The organism is Microcystis protocystis FBCC-A270, from assembly GCF_050500235.1.
In the GTDB taxonomy this organism is placed as follows: Bacteria; Cyanobacteriota; Cyanobacteriia; order Cyanobacteriales; family Microcystaceae; genus Microcystis; species Microcystis ichthyoblabe_A.
The window spans coordinates 1,145,856-1,162,489 of record NZ_CP191407.1; the positions used below are offsets into that span (position 1 = coordinate 1,145,856).

At 44.5% G+C, this 16,634-nt stretch carries 12 protein-coding genes and 2 pseudogenes; 4 read left to right on the top strand and 10 right to left on the bottom strand.

Annotation, left to right across the window (positions count from 1 at the left end):
* Positions 1–357 precede the first annotated feature (357 nt).
* From ACQY1X_RS05595 to ACQY1X_RS05610, 4 genes are read left to right on the top strand one after another with little or no spacing between them, the layout of a single operon-like run.
* Positions 358–4,344: a magnesium chelatase subunit H gene (locus tag ACQY1X_RS05595; RefSeq protein ID WP_430015468.1), complete on the top strand. Its 3,987-nt coding sequence runs from the start codon at positions 358–360 to the stop codon at positions 4,342–4,344.
* Positions 4,345–4,404: 60 nt separating this feature from the next.
* Positions 4,405–5,001 carry a hypothetical protein gene (locus tag ACQY1X_RS05600; protein WP_002794452.1) on the top strand — a complete coding sequence of 199 codons (597 nt, stop codon included), beginning with the start codon at positions 4,405–4,407 and terminating at the stop codon, positions 4,999–5,001.
* Between the two features lie 8 nt (positions 5,002–5,009).
* A complete protein-coding gene (locus ACQY1X_RS05605) occupies positions 5,010–5,513 on the top strand; it encodes a hypothetical protein (RefSeq protein WP_002777552.1) in 504 nt (167 codons plus the stop codon).
* Between the two features lie 8 nt (positions 5,514–5,521).
* Positions 5,522–5,716 (top strand): type II toxin-antitoxin system HicB family antitoxin, encoded by a 195-nt coding sequence (locus tag ACQY1X_RS05610; RefSeq protein WP_002777554.1) that lies wholly within the window; start codon positions 5,522–5,524, stop codon positions 5,714–5,716.
* A 180-nt stretch (positions 5,717–5,896) separates the two neighbouring features.
* On the opposite strand, the gene ACQY1X_RS05615 is transcribed toward ACQY1X_RS05610, so the two are convergent.
* From ACQY1X_RS05615 to ACQY1X_RS05660, 10 genes and pseudogenes are all read right to left on the bottom strand, one after another.
* Complete coding sequence (locus ACQY1X_RS05615; RefSeq protein WP_430015469.1) at positions 5,897–10,363, bottom strand: ELWxxDGT repeat protein; 4,467 nt, start codon at positions 10,361–10,363, stop codon at positions 5,897–5,899.
* A 125-nt stretch (positions 10,364–10,488) separates the two neighbouring features.
* Positions 10,489–10,830: a DUF4347 domain-containing protein gene (locus ACQY1X_RS05620; RefSeq protein ID WP_430015470.1), complete on the bottom strand. Its 342-nt coding sequence runs from the start codon at positions 10,828–10,830 to the stop codon at positions 10,489–10,491.
* A 132-nt stretch (positions 10,831–10,962) separates the two neighbouring features.
* A pseudogene (locus ACQY1X_RS05625) lies at positions 10,963–11,313 on the bottom strand (hypothetical protein); the annotation flags it as partial.
* Between the two features lie 26 nt (positions 11,314–11,339).
* Positions 11,340–12,362, bottom strand: a complete 1,023-nt coding sequence (locus ACQY1X_RS05630; protein WP_430015471.1) for a hypothetical protein — start codon at positions 12,360–12,362, stop codon at positions 11,340–11,342.
* 19 nt (positions 12,363–12,381) lie between these two features.
* Positions 12,382–12,705, bottom strand: coding sequence for a DUF4347 domain-containing protein (locus ACQY1X_RS05635; protein WP_430014146.1), 324 nt, complete (start codon positions 12,703–12,705; stop codon positions 12,382–12,384).
* A gap of 213 nt (positions 12,706–12,918) precedes the next feature.
* Positions 12,919–13,327 (bottom strand): annotated as a pseudogene (locus tag ACQY1X_RS05640) (type II toxin-antitoxin system VapC family toxin).
* Between the two features lie 5 nt (positions 13,328–13,332).
* Positions 13,333–13,593 carry a hypothetical protein gene (locus ACQY1X_RS05645; RefSeq protein WP_002733873.1) on the bottom strand — a complete coding sequence of 87 codons (261 nt, stop codon included), beginning with the start codon at positions 13,591–13,593 and terminating at the stop codon, positions 13,333–13,335.
* Positions 13,594–13,919: 326 nt separating this feature from the next.
* Entirely contained in the window at positions 13,920–15,035 is a 1,116-nt protein-coding gene (locus ACQY1X_RS05650) for a TIGR03032 family protein (RefSeq protein ID WP_190537349.1), read from the bottom strand.
* Between the two features lie 341 nt (positions 15,036–15,376).
* Positions 15,377–15,715, bottom strand: coding sequence for a XisI protein (locus ACQY1X_RS05655; RefSeq protein ID WP_002732736.1), 339 nt, complete (start codon positions 15,713–15,715; stop codon positions 15,377–15,379).
* Positions 15,700–16,119 (bottom strand): element excision factor XisH family protein, encoded by a 420-nt coding sequence (locus ACQY1X_RS05660; RefSeq protein ID WP_002764234.1) that lies wholly within the window; start codon positions 16,117–16,119, stop codon positions 15,700–15,702. The genes ACQY1X_RS05655 and ACQY1X_RS05660 overlap by 16 nt, the downstream gene beginning before the upstream one ends.
* Positions 16,120–16,634: the final 515 nt, after the last annotated feature.

Below are 16,634 nucleotides of genomic sequence, written 5' to 3' on the forward strand. Positions count from 1 at the left end.
ATTTAATTAATTACGTTGAATTAGTCAAATCCTAACCCTGATCATCTTTGAACAGCGACATCTCGTCTGAGGTGTTATCTATTAGCATTTTTGTAATTAAAAGTCAATAGATTAAATATTAATTTTTGTAAAGGAAAGCCTGAGCAGTTACTCAAAAAGCTCTTTACCATCTGTTACAAAATATGGCAAGATATTTATCGAATTGTGTCAAAACCCAGAGTAAATGCTCATTGGGGTTACATTTTCTGATACAAAACAGAAACATATATCTAAATACCTTAAACAAAGGGCGATCGTCATCAGATGACGAAAATACCTCAAAACCAGACTCAGCAATAATAAGGAGAACCATCATATATGTTCACTCACGTCAAGTCCACCATTCGTCATATAGTTCCCGACGGGTTGAATGGTCGATCGCTGGTCAAGGTGGTCTATGTCGTGCTAGAACCTCAGTACCAAAGTGCGCTGAGTAGTGCGGTCAGGGAAATCAACGCTAACAACCCAAAACTAGCGATCGAAATTAGTGGTTATTTAATCGAAGAACTGCGCGATGGTGAAAATTATCGCAATTTTCAGGAGGATGTAGCCAAAGCTAATATTTTCATTGCTTCTCTCATCTTTATCGAAGATTTAGCCGATAAAGTTGTGGCCGCTGTCAGTCCCCATCGGGATAAATTAGACGCGGCGATCGTCTTTCCCTCTATGCCCCAGGTAATGCGCTTAAATAAGTTAGGTTGCTTTTCTATGGCACAATTGGGACAGTCTAAGAGTGTCATCGCTAATTTTATGAAAAAGCGCAGGGAAAACTCCGGCGCTGGTTTCCAAGACGCGATGTTAAAGTTATTGCGAACCTTACCGCAGGTCCTGAAATACCTCCCCATGGAAAAAGCTCAGGACGCACGCAACTTTATGTTAAGTTTCCAGTATTGGCTGGGAGGTTCCGCAGAAAATTTAGAGAATTTCCTGTTAATGTTGGCCGATAAGTACGTCTTCGATAACAAGGATGACAGCGTAGTTTACAAGGAACCGGTAGTTTATCCGGATATGGGTATCTGGCATCCTTTATCCCTGAAAATGTTCGAGGATGTCAAGGAATACTTCGCTTGGTACAATAACCGCAGTGATATTGCTGATGACCTCAAAGACCCCTTAGCTCCCTGTGTTGGCTTAATTTTACAGAGAACTCACCTCGTTACTGGTGATGACGCTCATTATGTCGCTCTCGTGCAGGAATTTGAGTCTATGGGTGCGCGAGTCCTTCCTGTTTTTGCTGGGGGATTAGATTTTTCTAAACCCGTAGAGGAATATTTCTGGGATAAAAGCTTAAAAGGAGTGGAAGCGGTTGCTATCGTTGATACGGTAATTTCCCTGACGGGATTTGCTTTAGTGGGGGGTCCAGCGCGACAAGATCATCGGTCAGCGATAGAATCCTTAAAACGTCTCAATCGTCCCTATATGTGCGCGTTACCGCTAGTTTTCCAAACCACCCAGGAATGGGAAGAAAGCGATTTAGGTTTACACCCCATTCAAGTGGCGCTACAGATTGCTATTCCGGAATTAGACGGTGCGATCGAACCTATTATCTTATCGGGCCGGGATGGGGCCACGGGTAAAGCGATCGCTTTACAGGACCGGATAGAAGCGATCGCTCAACGGGCGCTAAAATGGGCTAACCTAAGAAAGAAACCGAAACTGAATAAAAAGGTCGCCATCACGGTCTTTAGTTTCCCCCCTGATAAGGGGAATGTGGGAACTGCAGCCTATCTAGATGTGTTCGGTTCTATCTACGAGGTGATGCAAGCGTTACAAAATAATGGTTATGACTTGCAGGACTTACCCGCATCTCCCAAAGAACTGATGGAAGCGGTAATCCATGATGCCACCGCACAATACCATAGTCCGGAGCTAAATATCGCCTATCGGATGTCTGTACCGGAATACGAACGTTTAACCCCCTATTCTGTCCGTTTGGAGGAAAATTGGGGACCACCACCTGGACATCTCAACAGTGATGGACAAAATCTATTAATCTACGGGAAAGAGTTCGGTAACGTCTTTATTGGGGTTCAACCTACCTTCGGTTATGAAGGGGATCCGATGCGTCTGCTATTTTCTCGTTCTGCTAGTCCCCACCACGGTTTTGCAGCCTACTACACCTATCTCAATCAAGTCTGGAAAGCAGACGCGGTTCTTCATTTTGGCACCCACGGTTCCCTAGAATTTATGCCGGGGAAACAGATGGGAATGTCTGGGGAATGCTACCCGGATAACCTCATCGGGATGATTCCCAATCTCTACTATTATGCCGCTAATAACCCCAGCGAAGCTACGATCGCTAAACGTCGCAGTTATGCGGAAACCATCTCCTATCTTACTCCCCCCGCAGAAAATGCCGGACTTTACAAAGGGTTAAAAGAACTGAGCGAGTTGATCGGTTCCTACCAAACCTTGAAAGATAGTGGGCGTGGGGTGCAAATTGTCAATACTATTGTCGATAAATGTTTATTAGTCAATCTCGACAAAGATATAAGTTTACCTGATGGTGACACTGCCCATCTCAGTCAAGAGGAACGGGATAATATCGTCGGTTCGGTCTATCGTAAACTGATGGAAATTGAATCGCGCTTGCTTCCCTGCGGACTGCACGTTATTGGGAAACCCCCCTCAGCGCTGGAAGCGGTGGCAACTTTGGTCAATATTGCCAGTTTAGACCGGGAAGAGGACGATTTACTTTCCTTACCCCGGATTATTGCTAACAGCATCGGCCGGGATCTAGAGGAAGTTTATCGCAATAGCGATCGAGGGGTGCTGGAGGATGTGGAATTACTGCAAAACATCACCCTCGCGACTCGCGCTGCCGTCTCCGCTTTAGTCGAGTCCCAAACCGACGGGTCAGGTCGGGTATCAATGCTTTCTAAGCTGAATTTCTTGAATATAGGCAAGAAATCGCCTTGGATCGAAACTTTACGGTCGATGGGTTATCCACAAGTTGATTCGGAAGCGTTAAAACCCCTGTTTGAATACCTAGAATTCTGTTTAGAACAGATTTGTGCTGATAATGAATTGGGGGCCCTATTAAAAGCATTGGAAGGGGAATACGTTCTTCCCGGTCCTGGTGGCGACCCCATCCGTAACCCCGGAGTTTTACCGACGGGTAAAAATATCCACGCTTTAGACCCCCAGTCTATCCCGACCCTAGCGGCGGTAAAATCGGCTAAAATCGTGGTGGATCGTCTGTTAGAACGGCAAAAACTGGATAATGGCGGTAAATATCCTGAAACTATCGCTTGTGTTCTCTGGGGAACGGATAATATCAAAACTTATGGGGAATCCCTAGCACAAATTCTCTGGATGGTGGGGGTTCGTCCTCTTCCCGATGCTTTGGGACGGGTGAATAAACTGGAATTGATTCCCCTAGAGGAGTTAGGAAGACCGCGCATTGATGTGGTGGTCAACTGTTCTGGTGTCTTCCGGGATTTATTTATCAATCAGATGAATTTGCTTGACCAAGGGGTAAAAATGGCTGCGGAAGCAAACGAACCGATGGAGATGAATTATGTCCGTAAACACGCTAGGTCACAAGCAAAAGAAATGGGTTTAACGGTTCGACAGGCAGCCACCCGCATCTTTTCTAATGCTTCTGGTTCCTATTCTTCTAATATCAATCTCGCGGTGGAAAATAGCAGTTGGGAAGACGAAAAAGAGTTACAGAATATGTATCTCAACCGCAAGGGTTTTGCTTTCGATTCTGATAATCCGGGGATGATGGCCGATAATCGTCAGTTGTTTGAAGCATCTTTAAAAACTGCCGAGGCAACTTTCCAAAACTTGGATTCTAGCGAGATTAGTTTAACCGATGTTTCCCACTATTTCGACTCGGACCCGACAAAAGTTGTCGCTAGTTTACGGGATGATGGCAAAAAACCGGCGGCCTATATTGCCGATACTACCACCGCTAATGCTCAGGTGCGTACTTTATCGGAAACCGTGCGCTTGGATACCCGCACCAAGTTACTCAATCCCAAATGGTACGAGGGAATGTTAAGTCACGGTTATGAAGGAGTCCGAGAATTATCGAAGCGTTTGGTTAATACGATGGGATGGTCGGCAACTGCTGATGCGGTGGATAATTGGGTTTATGAAGATGTGAACACCACTTTTATTCAAGATGAGGAAATGTGTCAGCGTCTGATGAATCTCAATCCTAATTCTTTCCGCAAGATGGTGGGAACCCTGCTAGAAGTTAATGGTCGCGGTTACTGGGAAACTTCTCAAGAGAATTTAGACCGCTTACAGGAACTTTATCAAGAAGTGGAGGACCGTATCGAAGGAATCGAGTAGAATAGATAGATAAGACTCAAGAGACTGGCTAATCACCGGTCTCTTGAGTTTTGAACAAAGATGAAAAATAACTTTTGGGGGTTAATTTGGTCTAGTTTTAACGAAATTCAAGGGGTTTTACTCGGTCTTCTTGGATTTTTAGGAGGTATTGCCTTAATTCGTTATCCATTCAATACTTCTATTCCTCTAGATCTAGTAATTATTGTCAGTTTCTTCACCCTACTGTTTATAGCCACTTTGTTAAGTGCTGTTAACACACTTCTTAGACAGAAGCAAAAATTAGAGGCAGAAGTTAAGCAACTTCAGGAGGTAAACCAAAATTTAGAAAATATTATTAAACAGGGAATTACTCCCAGGATTTTGAGGTCTCAAAAGCAAGGAAATAATAATATTTTATGCCTTCTTGATTCCTCTAGTCTGTTTACGATCGAGTTACTTGTCTCTTTTTATTATACCGATGAAGATGGGTTTGAAAGATTAATAGGAGAGGGTTTTGTTGAATATATTAATCCAAAGGATGGCAAGATACACGCGATCATTGACAAACCTCAAACAATCTATCAGGTAATTCTAGATCGATTGGCGAGTAACGATTTAAAAATTATTCAAGAAACCAGAGTCAGACCTGGCGTTCTTAGAAAACATAGTTCACCATAGAGGAAAATATGGAAAATGTAGCCGAAAAACCCATTTTATCTCCTAAAGGAACCTTTCCCGCCAAAGTTGTCAAAGTTATTGACGACTATAAATTAGTGATCAATAGAGGTGAAATTAGTGGAATTCGAGAAGGTCAAAGAATGTTAGTTTACAATACCAGCGAAGAAGAAATAACAGATCCTCAGACTGGTGAGTCTTTAGGCTATCTTGACTTAGTGAGAGGGACGGGGACAATTACTTTTGTTCAAGAAAAAATATCGATTTTACAATCGGATAGAGCCAATAATAAAGGATCTAGATTGCTGGAGTTGTTGCTTAAAGAACAAGAAACCCCGTCCGATTTGATAGGAAAATTCATAAAAAGAGCCGTAGGAGCGAATTCTAAGAACGATAAAAAGCCAATATCCGAGCTAATAAATCGTGAATTGTTAAATAAACTGCTAGTATGGGAATTATCCGAAACGTTACCTTTTGAAAACCCTCAAATTGGCGACTCAGTTAGACCTATTTAGACCTATCAATGGAACAACCAATATTAGAATACTTTTTATCTCTTAAATATCCGATTTCAATTTATCCCGAAGAAGAAGGCGGATACACGGCACTAATTCCCAATTTACCCGGATGTATGAGTCAGGGTGAAACTTTAGGGGAAGTGATTATTAATGGCTCTTCGGTTTGTGTTATGCAATGGACGGGTGAAACTCTTATATAGAAAGACATTGCTTCGATTTTTGCCAATTGTTTTCCCTCTCTAACGAACTAATCAATTAAGTCTCTTGCTAAATAAGGATTTAGTCGATTTATACCACCCTATCGAACCATACCAAGTAACGAAGAACCAAAAAAACTAGGGAAAAATATTAAAAGGGGAGAATTAATCCCCCCCATCAATTTAGACAAAGAAACTATTGACTGGAATAGTGCCGAGCGCTGGTAAAGTACCCGTTAACCCAGTAAGATTAATCACCAAATCATTAGCACTTTGGAAACCCGCCGTACCGTCGTTGATAATTAAGTAAGTAGAAGAACTATTGTCCCGCACTAAAGCAGCGCTGTTAATTCCGAGAGGTTGATTTCCGGCTGTTGCCCCATTAGCATCGGTAAAGACGTTAGTAACAATGGTGTTAATATTGGTCGTGGTGCTATCTGTTGCCCGGGTAAAAGCGACCGGGGCATTAATGGCCCCACCAGCTTGACTGAGCAGGTCAATTTTATCAGTACCAATAGCAAAATCCGTAACTCGGTCTCGGGCTGCCGCAGTGGACTGACCAAATTGGAAGACGAAGATGTCTGTCCCCACCCCACCGGTTAAAGTATCGATTCCAGCAGCACCATTGAGGGTATCGTTACCAGCAGCACCATTGAGGCTATCGTTACCAGCAGCACCATTGAGGTTATTATTGCCACTATTCCCTGTAATCTGGTTATTTAAGGCATTACCCGCACCATTAAGATTACCAGTACCAGTGAGGAGGAGATTTTCCACATTGTTAGGAAGGGTATAGGAAATGGCAGCTTGCACGGTATCGGTTCCCTGGTTGAGAGCTTCAATCACCAAATCCCCGGCGTTATTCACCGTATAAGTATCGTTTCCGGCTAACCCAGTCATGGCATCTGCTCCAGAGGTTCCCGCAAGGGTGTCCGGACCAGAAGTACCGATAAAGTCATCATTATTGATAGTGCCAATAGCTGTAGCGGTGGTGATAGTAGCGCCGTTGGTGGCATTGGAGAGGGTGACGGTAAAGTTTTCGTTCAGTTCTACCGTTGTATCTCCCTGAACGTTAACAGTAATCACTTTACTGGTTTCCCCGGCGGCAAAACTTACTACTCCACTGGGTAATACTCCCCCAACAAAATCAGTGGCATTAGCAGGATTAGTTCCGCTGCCGGTAACTGCCCAACTGACGTTATTGGTTCCCGTGGTATTAACCGAACGAGTGACGGTGAAGGTAAAGGCTTTACTGCCACTATTGCCCTCGGTTTGATTGGCATTGGTGGCGGCAATAGCGAGGGTGGGAACTGTGGGAACCCCCACATTTAAGGCCCACAATTCCTGACCGTTAACGCCGTTATTGGCAGTGAAGAACAAAGTGTTGCCCACTACCTTCAGACTGCTCGGGCCGGGGCTCAAGGGAGAGGCACCGGGGATAGAGAAGATGTCGGCCACCAGAACCGTACCGGCCGCCGTGCCGTCGCTCTTCCACAATTCAATACCGTTAACGTCGTCAAAGGCAGTGAAGTACAGGGTACTGCCCACTGCTGTTAGATTGCCGGGGTTGGAGCTAGAGGAACCGGGGCGGATATCTTTGACCAGAACCGTACCGGCAGCCGTGCCGTCGCTCTTCCACAATTCAATACCGTTAACGCCGTCAAAGGCAGTGAAGAACAGGACATTACCCACTGCCGTCATCTGAGAGGTCGGGAAGAGGGAGCCACCTAAACCCGGGTTGATATCTTTGACCAAAATTGTACCCGTCGCCGTGCCGTCGCTCTTCCACAATTCAGAGCCGTTAACGCCGTCATTGGCGACAAAGAACAGGGTATTACCCACCGCCGTCATCTGGGTGAAGAAGCTAAGGGAGCCACCTAAACCCTGGTTGATATCTTTGACCAGAACCGTACCTGCCGCCGTGCCGTCGCTTTTCCACAATTCAGAGCCATTAACCCCGTCATCGGCAGTGAAGAACAGGGTATTGCCCACTACCGTCATCTGGGTAAATAAGCTAAGGGAGCTACCTAAACCCGGGCGGATATCTTTGACCAGAATCGTACCAGCCGCCGTGCCGTCGCTTTTCCACAATTCATAGCCATTAACCCCGTTATTGGCATTGAAGAACAGGGTATTGCCCACTACCGTCAGATTGCCGGGACCGGAGCCAAAGGAACCGGGGCGGATGTCTTTGACCAGAACCGTACCCGCCGCTGTGCCGTCGCTCTTCCACAATTCAGGGCCGTTAACTTCGTCACGGGCGGTAAAGTACAGGGTGTTGCCCACCGCCGTCAGATTGCCGGGGGAGGAGAGGGAGTAATTGGGATTATAGGAACCGGGGTCGATAATATCTTTGACCAAAACCGTTCCCGCCGTCGTGCCGTCGCTCTTCCACAATTCAGGGCCGTTAACGCCGTCACGGGCGGTAAAGTACAGGGTGTTGCCCACCGCCGTCAGATTGCCGGGGGAGCGGTTGCCGTAGCGGATATCGGCTACCGCAACCGTACCAGCTACCGTGCCGTCGCTCTTCCACAATTCATAACCGTTAACGCTGTCATCGGCGATGAAGAACAGGGTACTGCCCACCGCCGTCAGATTTTTGGGGTAGGAGCTAAAGGCACCGGGGCGGATATCTAGCAAAAAAGGACCAGAGAAGTCGTCGTCGTCAACAATAGTCGCGGTTGCCGTAGATGGAGTGCCGAGAGTAGCACCGTTGCTGGGATTGGAGAGGGTAACGGTAAAGTTTTCGTTCGGTTCTACCGTTGTATCCCCCTGAACGTTAACAGTAATCACCTTACTGGTTTCCCCCGGGGCAAAACTCACTACCCCACTGGGTAAGACTCCCCCAACAAAATCGGCAGCGTTAGCAGGATTGGTTCCGGTGCCGGTAACTGCCCAGTTAACGTTATTGCTTCCCGTGGTGTTAAACGAACGAGTGACGGTGAAGGTGAAAGCTTTACTGCCACTGTTGCCTTCGGTTTGATTGGCGTTGGTGGCGGCAATGGTGAGGGTGGGAATAGCAGCATCGTCATTCTGAATGGTTCCCGTGGCTGTGGCAGTGGTAATGGTAGCGCCATTGGTGGGATTGGAGAGGGTGACAGTAAAGTTTTCGTTCGGTTCTACCGTTGTATCTCCCTGAACATTAACAGTAATCACCTTACTGGTTTCTCCAGGAGCAAAACTCACTACCCTACTGGGTAATACTCCCCCGACAAAATCACTGGCATTAGCGGGATTGGTTCCGGTGCCGGTAACTGCCCAGTTAACGTTATTGCTTCCCGTGGTGTTAACCGCACGGGTGACGGTGAAAGTGAAGGATTTACTGCCACTGTTGCCCTCGGTTTGATTGGCGTTGGTAGCAGCAATCGCGAGGGTGGGAACTGTGGGCGTACCCACATTTAAAGCCCACAATTCCGAGCCGTTAACGCTGTCATAGGCCCGGAAGTACAGGGTGTTGCCCACCGCCGTCATATTTTTGGGGTAGGAGCTAGGGGGACCGGGGCGGATATCTTTGACCAGAACTGTACCCGCCGCCGTGCCGTCGCTCTGCCACAACTCTCGACCGTTAACGTTGTTATCGGCAGTGAAGAACAGGGTATTGCCCACTGCCGTCATATTTGCTACAAGATTGATAAAGAGACCAGAGTTAGTGTTCTTGACCAGAACTGTACCTGCCTCCGTGCCGTTGCTCTTCCACAATTCTCCGCCGACCTGAAAGAACAGGGTGCTACCCACCGCAGTCAGACTGCGGGGTAAAGACCGAGTGGAACCGGGGCGAATGTCCTTGACCATAACCGTACCTGCCGTCGTGCCGTCGCTCTTCCACAACTCTCGACCGTTAACGCCGTTATCGGCACTGAAGAACAGGGTATTGCCCACCGCCGTCAGATTGGTGGCGAAGGGGTAGGAATTAAAAAAGGAGCTAGAGGAGCCGGGGTTGATGTCTTTGACCAGAACTGTGCCAGCCGAGGTGCCGTCACTCTTCCACAACTCTCGACCGTTAACGCCGTTATTGGCGACAAAGAACAAAGTGTTGCCTACTGCTGTCATGAAGCGGGGGTAGGAGCCATAGTCACCAGGGCCTATGTTCTTGACCAGAACTGTGCCAGCCGTCGTGCCGTCGCTCTTCCACAATTGAAAGCTGTTAGAGATATTAATGGTAAAGAAGAGGGTGTTGCCCACCGATGTCAGATCTTGGGCGTTGGAGTTCTTGACCAGAACCGTACCGGCCGCCGTGCCGTCGCTTTTCCACAATCCAGGGCCGTTAACGCCGTCATAGGCCCGGAAGTACAGGGTGTTGCCCACCGCCGTCATCTGGGGGAGGAAGCTAAGGGAGCCACCTAAACCCGGGCGGATATCTTTGACCAAAACCGTACCAGCCGCCGTGCCGTCGCTTTTCCACAATTCCTCACCGTTAAGGCCGTCACGGGCGACAAAGAACAGGGTGTTGCCCACTGCTGTCAGATGGCTGGGGGAGCGGATGTCTGCGATCGCAACTGTACCAGCTACCGTGCCGTCGCTTTTCCACAATTCCTCACCGTTAACGCTGTCATCAGCGATGAAGTACAGGGTACTGCCCACCGCCGTCAGATTGTCGGGGTAGGAGCTAAAGGCACCGGGGCGGATATCTAGCAAAAAAGGAGTTGACATGATTTTTTCCTGAATAAAGGGTGAAAATTAAACAGTTAGGTAGTGGTGCAAAATAAATTTCCTAGTGGAGATAGGCAAGGAGCAAGGGGGGGGTTAGATTTGTGTCATTAATTTTGCTTAGGTACTTAAGCCGGCAAAGAAGGGTATATCTGGCTGAAAAACCCCAGATGTCTGCAAATCCGACAAATCTGAGGTTTCAACAGTGGTAAAAAAGCGGATATTTGTTCGATTCCGTCTTGATTGGGAGAGAGAATAACGGTGGCGACTTCTGGAATTACCCCAGCTTGGAGACTTTGATAATCGCTAACACCAGCATCGAGGAAAACTACAGTATTTAATTCGGGTGCGGTTAAACGCTGATTTCTCACACTATCCACCTGATTAGCTTGACTCAAGCCATCAGATTGAGCGAAATTGAACAAAACATCGTCAACAGCAGGAAGGCTCGGCAACAGGGTAGAAGTCATGACGTTAACTGCAAAAGATTAATGCGACTATTTTGTACAAAGAATCGCCAATTTTTCAAGGGGGATATAACAAAAATTTACAGAAAACGGGTTTCTTAAAGGAGAAACCCGTCTTCTAGATATTGGATAAGATTATTGGATTTTTGCCAAAGACTGCTTAAATTCTGCGAGAGAATTAGCGGTAGCTGCTAATTTTAGTAGCTCTTCTAAGATAGTAGGGTTAGTCATTTTGCCGATTATCTCTTCAATTTCTGAAGAAATCGCTCCAAACCGCACAGTTAAAACTGTTTTTATGGCATCGCGGCTTTTTTGTAACGCTCCAATTTCCTTGCCTATTTCTTTACCGCGTTCCATTCCTCGTAACTCCATATTACTTACTAAAGGCATGGTTCTTTCCTCCTCAAATTGTTTGATTTTACTTTCTAAACTTGACTGCAATTCAGTGGATAAAGTCATCATATTGTCGATGATTTCAAACAGTTTACTAAGTAAGGTAGGTATTACCCACACTACTTATTTATGATGATACTAAAAGACTTCCTACACTCCTCAAAAGAATTTACTATAAGTGCGGCTTTTAACATCTCTTCTAAAACCGAAATAACTGAAGCATCATTGAGACATTGTCCAATATCTCCAGGAATCTCGCCTAGTCGGTTTTCCAAAACTTTTTTCACAAAATCACGAGCATTTTCTAACGCTCCAATTTCCTTACCAATTTCCTTGCCAATTTCCTTACCGCGTTCTATTCCTCGTAACTCCCCAATTTTCTCACCAATTTTCCTTCCTCGTAACTCCATATTACTTATTAAAGGCATGGTTCTTTCCTCCTCAAATTGTTTGATTTTACTTTCTAAACTTGACTGCAATTCAGGGGATAAAGTCATCATATTGTCGATGATTTCAAACAGTTTAATTATCTGTTCCCTCTCGAACTCCTTTTCATATAATCCCCTGATTAACCTCCACTTCCACTGTTCCCGTTGTGGCAGCTTCCCAGTAGTCGCTTTTGTTTTCAGGTGTGCCATGACTATTATAGCAAAGGGATTGCTACTTGTTTCTAGTTCTGTCCATCTTTCCTCATAGTCCAGTAATTTGACTGTTGGGAATTTGAGGCTGACTTCACAACCAGCGATAGTATAATTATAGGAATCTGGTCGCCAATTTACTCTTTCATCTCCTAATATAGCAAGACTGATAACCGGTTTCTGATACAAATCAAAGGCACGATAGTTATAAATATACATCCTCTGAGGGAAATTTTCTTCGTACTGGCTTTGAATTTCAATATGAATCAAAATCCAGACTTCTTCACCCCTGAGTAACCAAACTTTATAGAGTTTGTCAGCGAAACGTTTTTTTGTCTTTGCTGAAGCAGTAATCCGTTTGAGTTCTTTTTCTAGGGATTCGGGAATTTTTGTCCAATCAATCAATTGGTGAACTTCAGGAAAAAAGAAGTATAAAAACGCTTCAAAATACTCGGTTAATGCTTCTTTCCAGGGTTCATCATAATTGGCGGTTGTTTGGTTCATTTGAGTTGTCCGCTTACTCTTAGGGGTGAAGCGCGATAGCGTAACGCACCGATTTAATAATAGAGGTGGTGGTGGTAATCTGGGGATTTTGTTGTAAAAAAGCGGATATTTGTTCGATTCCGTCTTCGTTGGGAGAGAGAATAACGGTGGCGACTTCTGGAATTACTCCAGCTTGGAGACTTTGATAATCGGTAACACCAGCATCGAGGAAAACTACGGTAGCGGTTAAACGCTGATTTCTCGCACTATCCACCCGATTAGCTTGACTCAAGCCATCAGATTGAGCAAAATTGAACAAAACATCGTCAACAGCAGAAAGGCTCGGCAAAAGGGTAGAAGTCATGACGTTAACCGCAAAAGATTAATGCGACTATTTTGTGCAAACAATCCCGAATTTTTCAAGGTTTCTATAACAAAAATTAACATTTATACAAGAAACCGGGTTTCTAAATAGGCGTTTTCTCATGGTTTCTTGAAAAAAACCATTTTCTCAGTTTCGTGGGTTGTTGCAAGATATGCAATCTGAACGACGTTCATAAATTGTATTTTTATTAGTTTATGGGACACAAACAATTCCTAATCCTGCCATTTGACGAATATGATCATCAAAAGCGAATACCTTAAATATTTGTAAACGATGAGCCATAACTAAAATAGAACAATCTGTGTAACTCCATTTTTTATCATTGTACTTACAGAAAGCTTCCAAATATTGCCAGATCATCGCTATCTGACACATTGATATAACGATGATCTTCTCTTAGTATTTGACCCACTTGGATTGAGGCTCGACTAGATACCTTGCTCCGAATCCAAGTCACAGTTTCATCGAATACCGATTCGAGAATAATCCAATTATTATGAGGATTTTCTAAGTAATATTTTTGAGCACTTTCGTGATGAGTTTCAGATTTGACAAAAAAGGCAATTAAAGCAGAAGTATCAACAATAATTTCTTTGTCCACAATTTTTAATAAATAATTTCATCGATGTTTTCAGCGTAGTTAGTTACAACTTGACCCCGATTATCTTGTCCGATAATATATTTAGGCTCAGGTTGGACAATTTCTAAACTTCCACAAAGTTCCCAAGTACGAGTCTTAGTAATATCTGGTAATTCAGCTTGAACATAATTTTCCAAAGCTTTGATAACAATCTCTTGAACCGAGGATTTTTGTTCTTGCAAACGAGATATTAATTCGTCGGGAATTTCGATCAATATTTGAGTCATTGATAAACCTTAGAGATTAACGTTGTTTTACTAACATTATAGCCTGTTTGTGAATTATAACCAAGAGACGCAAATGCAATTACCTGAATCAGTTACCAAAAGGCTAACAACTGTTCACTGATTCAGGTGATTCGCCATAAGTCCAGAAAACGGGTTTCTTGAAGAAACCCGTTTTCTAGATATTGATTTTTGCCAAAGACTGCTTAAATTCTGCGAGAGAATTAGCAGTAGCTGCTAATTTTAGTAGCTCTTCTAAGATAGTAGGGTTAGTCATTTTAAGGAGTTGACATGATTTTTTCCTGAATAATAGGGTGAAAATTACAAAATTAAGCCCCTAAAGAAGGCACCATCCACACCGATTGAGTGCCGTCGAGGTCGGTATCCGGTCCAATTAGCGCCGGGTTGCGGTAGCCCGGGAGGACGGAGACGGCGAAAACCTCCTCCACGCCGCTATTGAACCAAAAAGTCGCCACCAGTTGACTGGTAGCCAGGTTGACAATAGCCAACCCGCACCGCAATTGATTACGTCGCTCATCCAGGGGTAAACCGCCAAAAATCGCAGTTTCCCGGATTTGGGACAACCCGACAAAGGCGTGACCTTCCCAACAGTCCAAACCCCGGGTAAAACCGGGCAATTCCGCCACGATTTCCGTGCTACCAGTTTGGGGATGCCAACGGTTCAAGGTTCCATAACCGGAATTGAGGAAATAGAGATTACCCTGATAAAGGCGGGGAGAATGGGGCATAGCTAAACCCCGCAAAATCACCTCTCCCCTAGCCACATCAATTAAGCATCCGCCCTGGGCCTTATTCTCTCGCCAGAGGCTTTCCTCGTTGGTTTCCCCTAATGCCGTTACATATACTGGAGTGCCGCTATTTTCAGCCATAGCCAAGCCATTGAGGTGGCAGCGGTCTCCGGGGACTAACTCGGTAATAAAGGGCGGTTTCCACTGGGGTAGAAAACTCCAATTTCCTTCGATAGTTGCCAGACAGTTAAATAGGGTATTGACCACCCAAAGGCGATTACTGCCAAAGGCCAAATCATGACCCATAATCGGACCGGTGAGGTGAGAGGAGCGGGCCAAAAAGGCGATATCCTGTTCCCCTTCGGGTTTAATCTGGGGGGCAATCTCTCGATTAGCGGGTAAATTCCAAATTGCCTGACGAGCGCCCACAGCAATTCCGGTAGCGGTTCGGGTTAAACCCATTGCTTGGTCAAAATGGGCGAAACTCACCCGTATTTGTCCTTTATAAGTGCCAATGCTGGCCACTCGTCCCGCTTGGTAGGTGGAAATCAACACTGAGAGGTCAAGCTGGTTGAGTAATTCCGGCAGATTGAGGCTGTACTCATAATTGACCGGCACTGCTTGGCGCTGAGATGGACTCGCTGCTGGCTCTTGGGTATCTGAAAACTGGTTAGTCTTGGGCGGCAAGCTGTCCATAGAGTTTTTTTTGCATGGATTAGAATCGATTGTGATAATTGATTATTGTCTATGGTTTGTTGACTAAGGGGTTCTAATTAATCCCCCCTTGCCCCCCTTAATAAGGTTTGATCCCCCCTTGCCCCCCTTAATAAGGGGGGTGGTGATGGGTTTCAGTTGGCATTAATGGGTTCTATTATAGACAAATTAATCAATATTATTTATAAAGTTTTCTTAACTTTTTTTGTATCAAATTTACCTGAACGGTAGTATTAAATACTTATGATTGAGTTTGTATAAAACACTTTTGCAATTTAAGCTTGTGTATAAAGTTTTATACACAGATTCAACATTTCTGGTCACTAAGCCACAGCAAATCCCGTATATTTGCGTATTTTAGGATAACGAAAACCCAGGACTATATCTTCTTTGGGAATACCTGCCTCCATCAAATCAGTAGCTATGCCTTCCTCCGTTTCATCACATTGAATCCAGACTTTATCGACAACCAAGCTAAGGTGAATTGGTGTTGCATGGAGATACTTATTGCCACTCCAACCGAAATCTAAAACTAGATAATGTCCTCGTTCATCATCAAATATAACCTGAGAAGTGTAGCCATCAGGTAAAGTAGCACGATAGTTAGCATGATTCTGGAGAACAGTCTTAATAATACCTTGATATTTTAATCGGGTATCCATTGCACGATTACCTCACTTTCATCATCAAAGACAATTAATTTCACAATCTGATTCTTTAGCAATACCTGCCCTAATTCTATACTAAAAACACTGTTAAAAGTTGGCTGAGATATGGCCAGATAAAGAACTCGCTCAACTTTCATCTCGTTAAGGATTTGACGATACAAGACGTACTGCCCCAAAGCTTGCTGTAAATCCTTTACGTCAGACTGTCCTACAAAGCTTTTCACTTCAACGACAATTTTCCGCAATTCTTTCTCCGCACTGATTAAGCGTTCTGCTCCCAAATCAGCGGATAAACGCTTCTTGCCAATTTGAAGTGGAAAAGGATCGTGAGTGATTGCCCACCCGTCCTTCTCTAAAGCAAGTTTTACAGTGTCGTGGTAAATATCTCTTGCAGACACAAAAATTCAGAGGATAAATACTCTAATCAGCAGTATAGCAAATTTTTCTGTTCTCAAGACCTCTTGTAAAAATCAAAAGACGAGTGCCTACAGCAATTCCGGTAGCAGTTCGGGATAATTGACCGACACTGCTTGGCGCTGAGATGGACTCGCTGCTGGCTCTTGGGTATCTGAAAACTGGTTAGTGTTAGGCGGCAAGCTGTCCATAGAGTTTTTTTTGCATCGATTAGAATCGATTGTGATAATTGATTATTGTCTATGGTTTATTATGGTTTCAGTTGGCATTAATGGGTTCTATTATAGACAAATTAATCAATATTATTTATAAAGTTTTCTTAACTTTTTTTGTATCAAATTTACTTGAACGGGAGCATTAAATATTTATAATTGAGTTTGTGTAAAACACTTTTGCAATTATGGAATTTTGGAATTGACGAAATCTAGCCAAGAATTTAACTTAAGCTTATTCTTTTGGATATAAACTTGATTCTAGAAAAACTATTGGTAATCAGAAA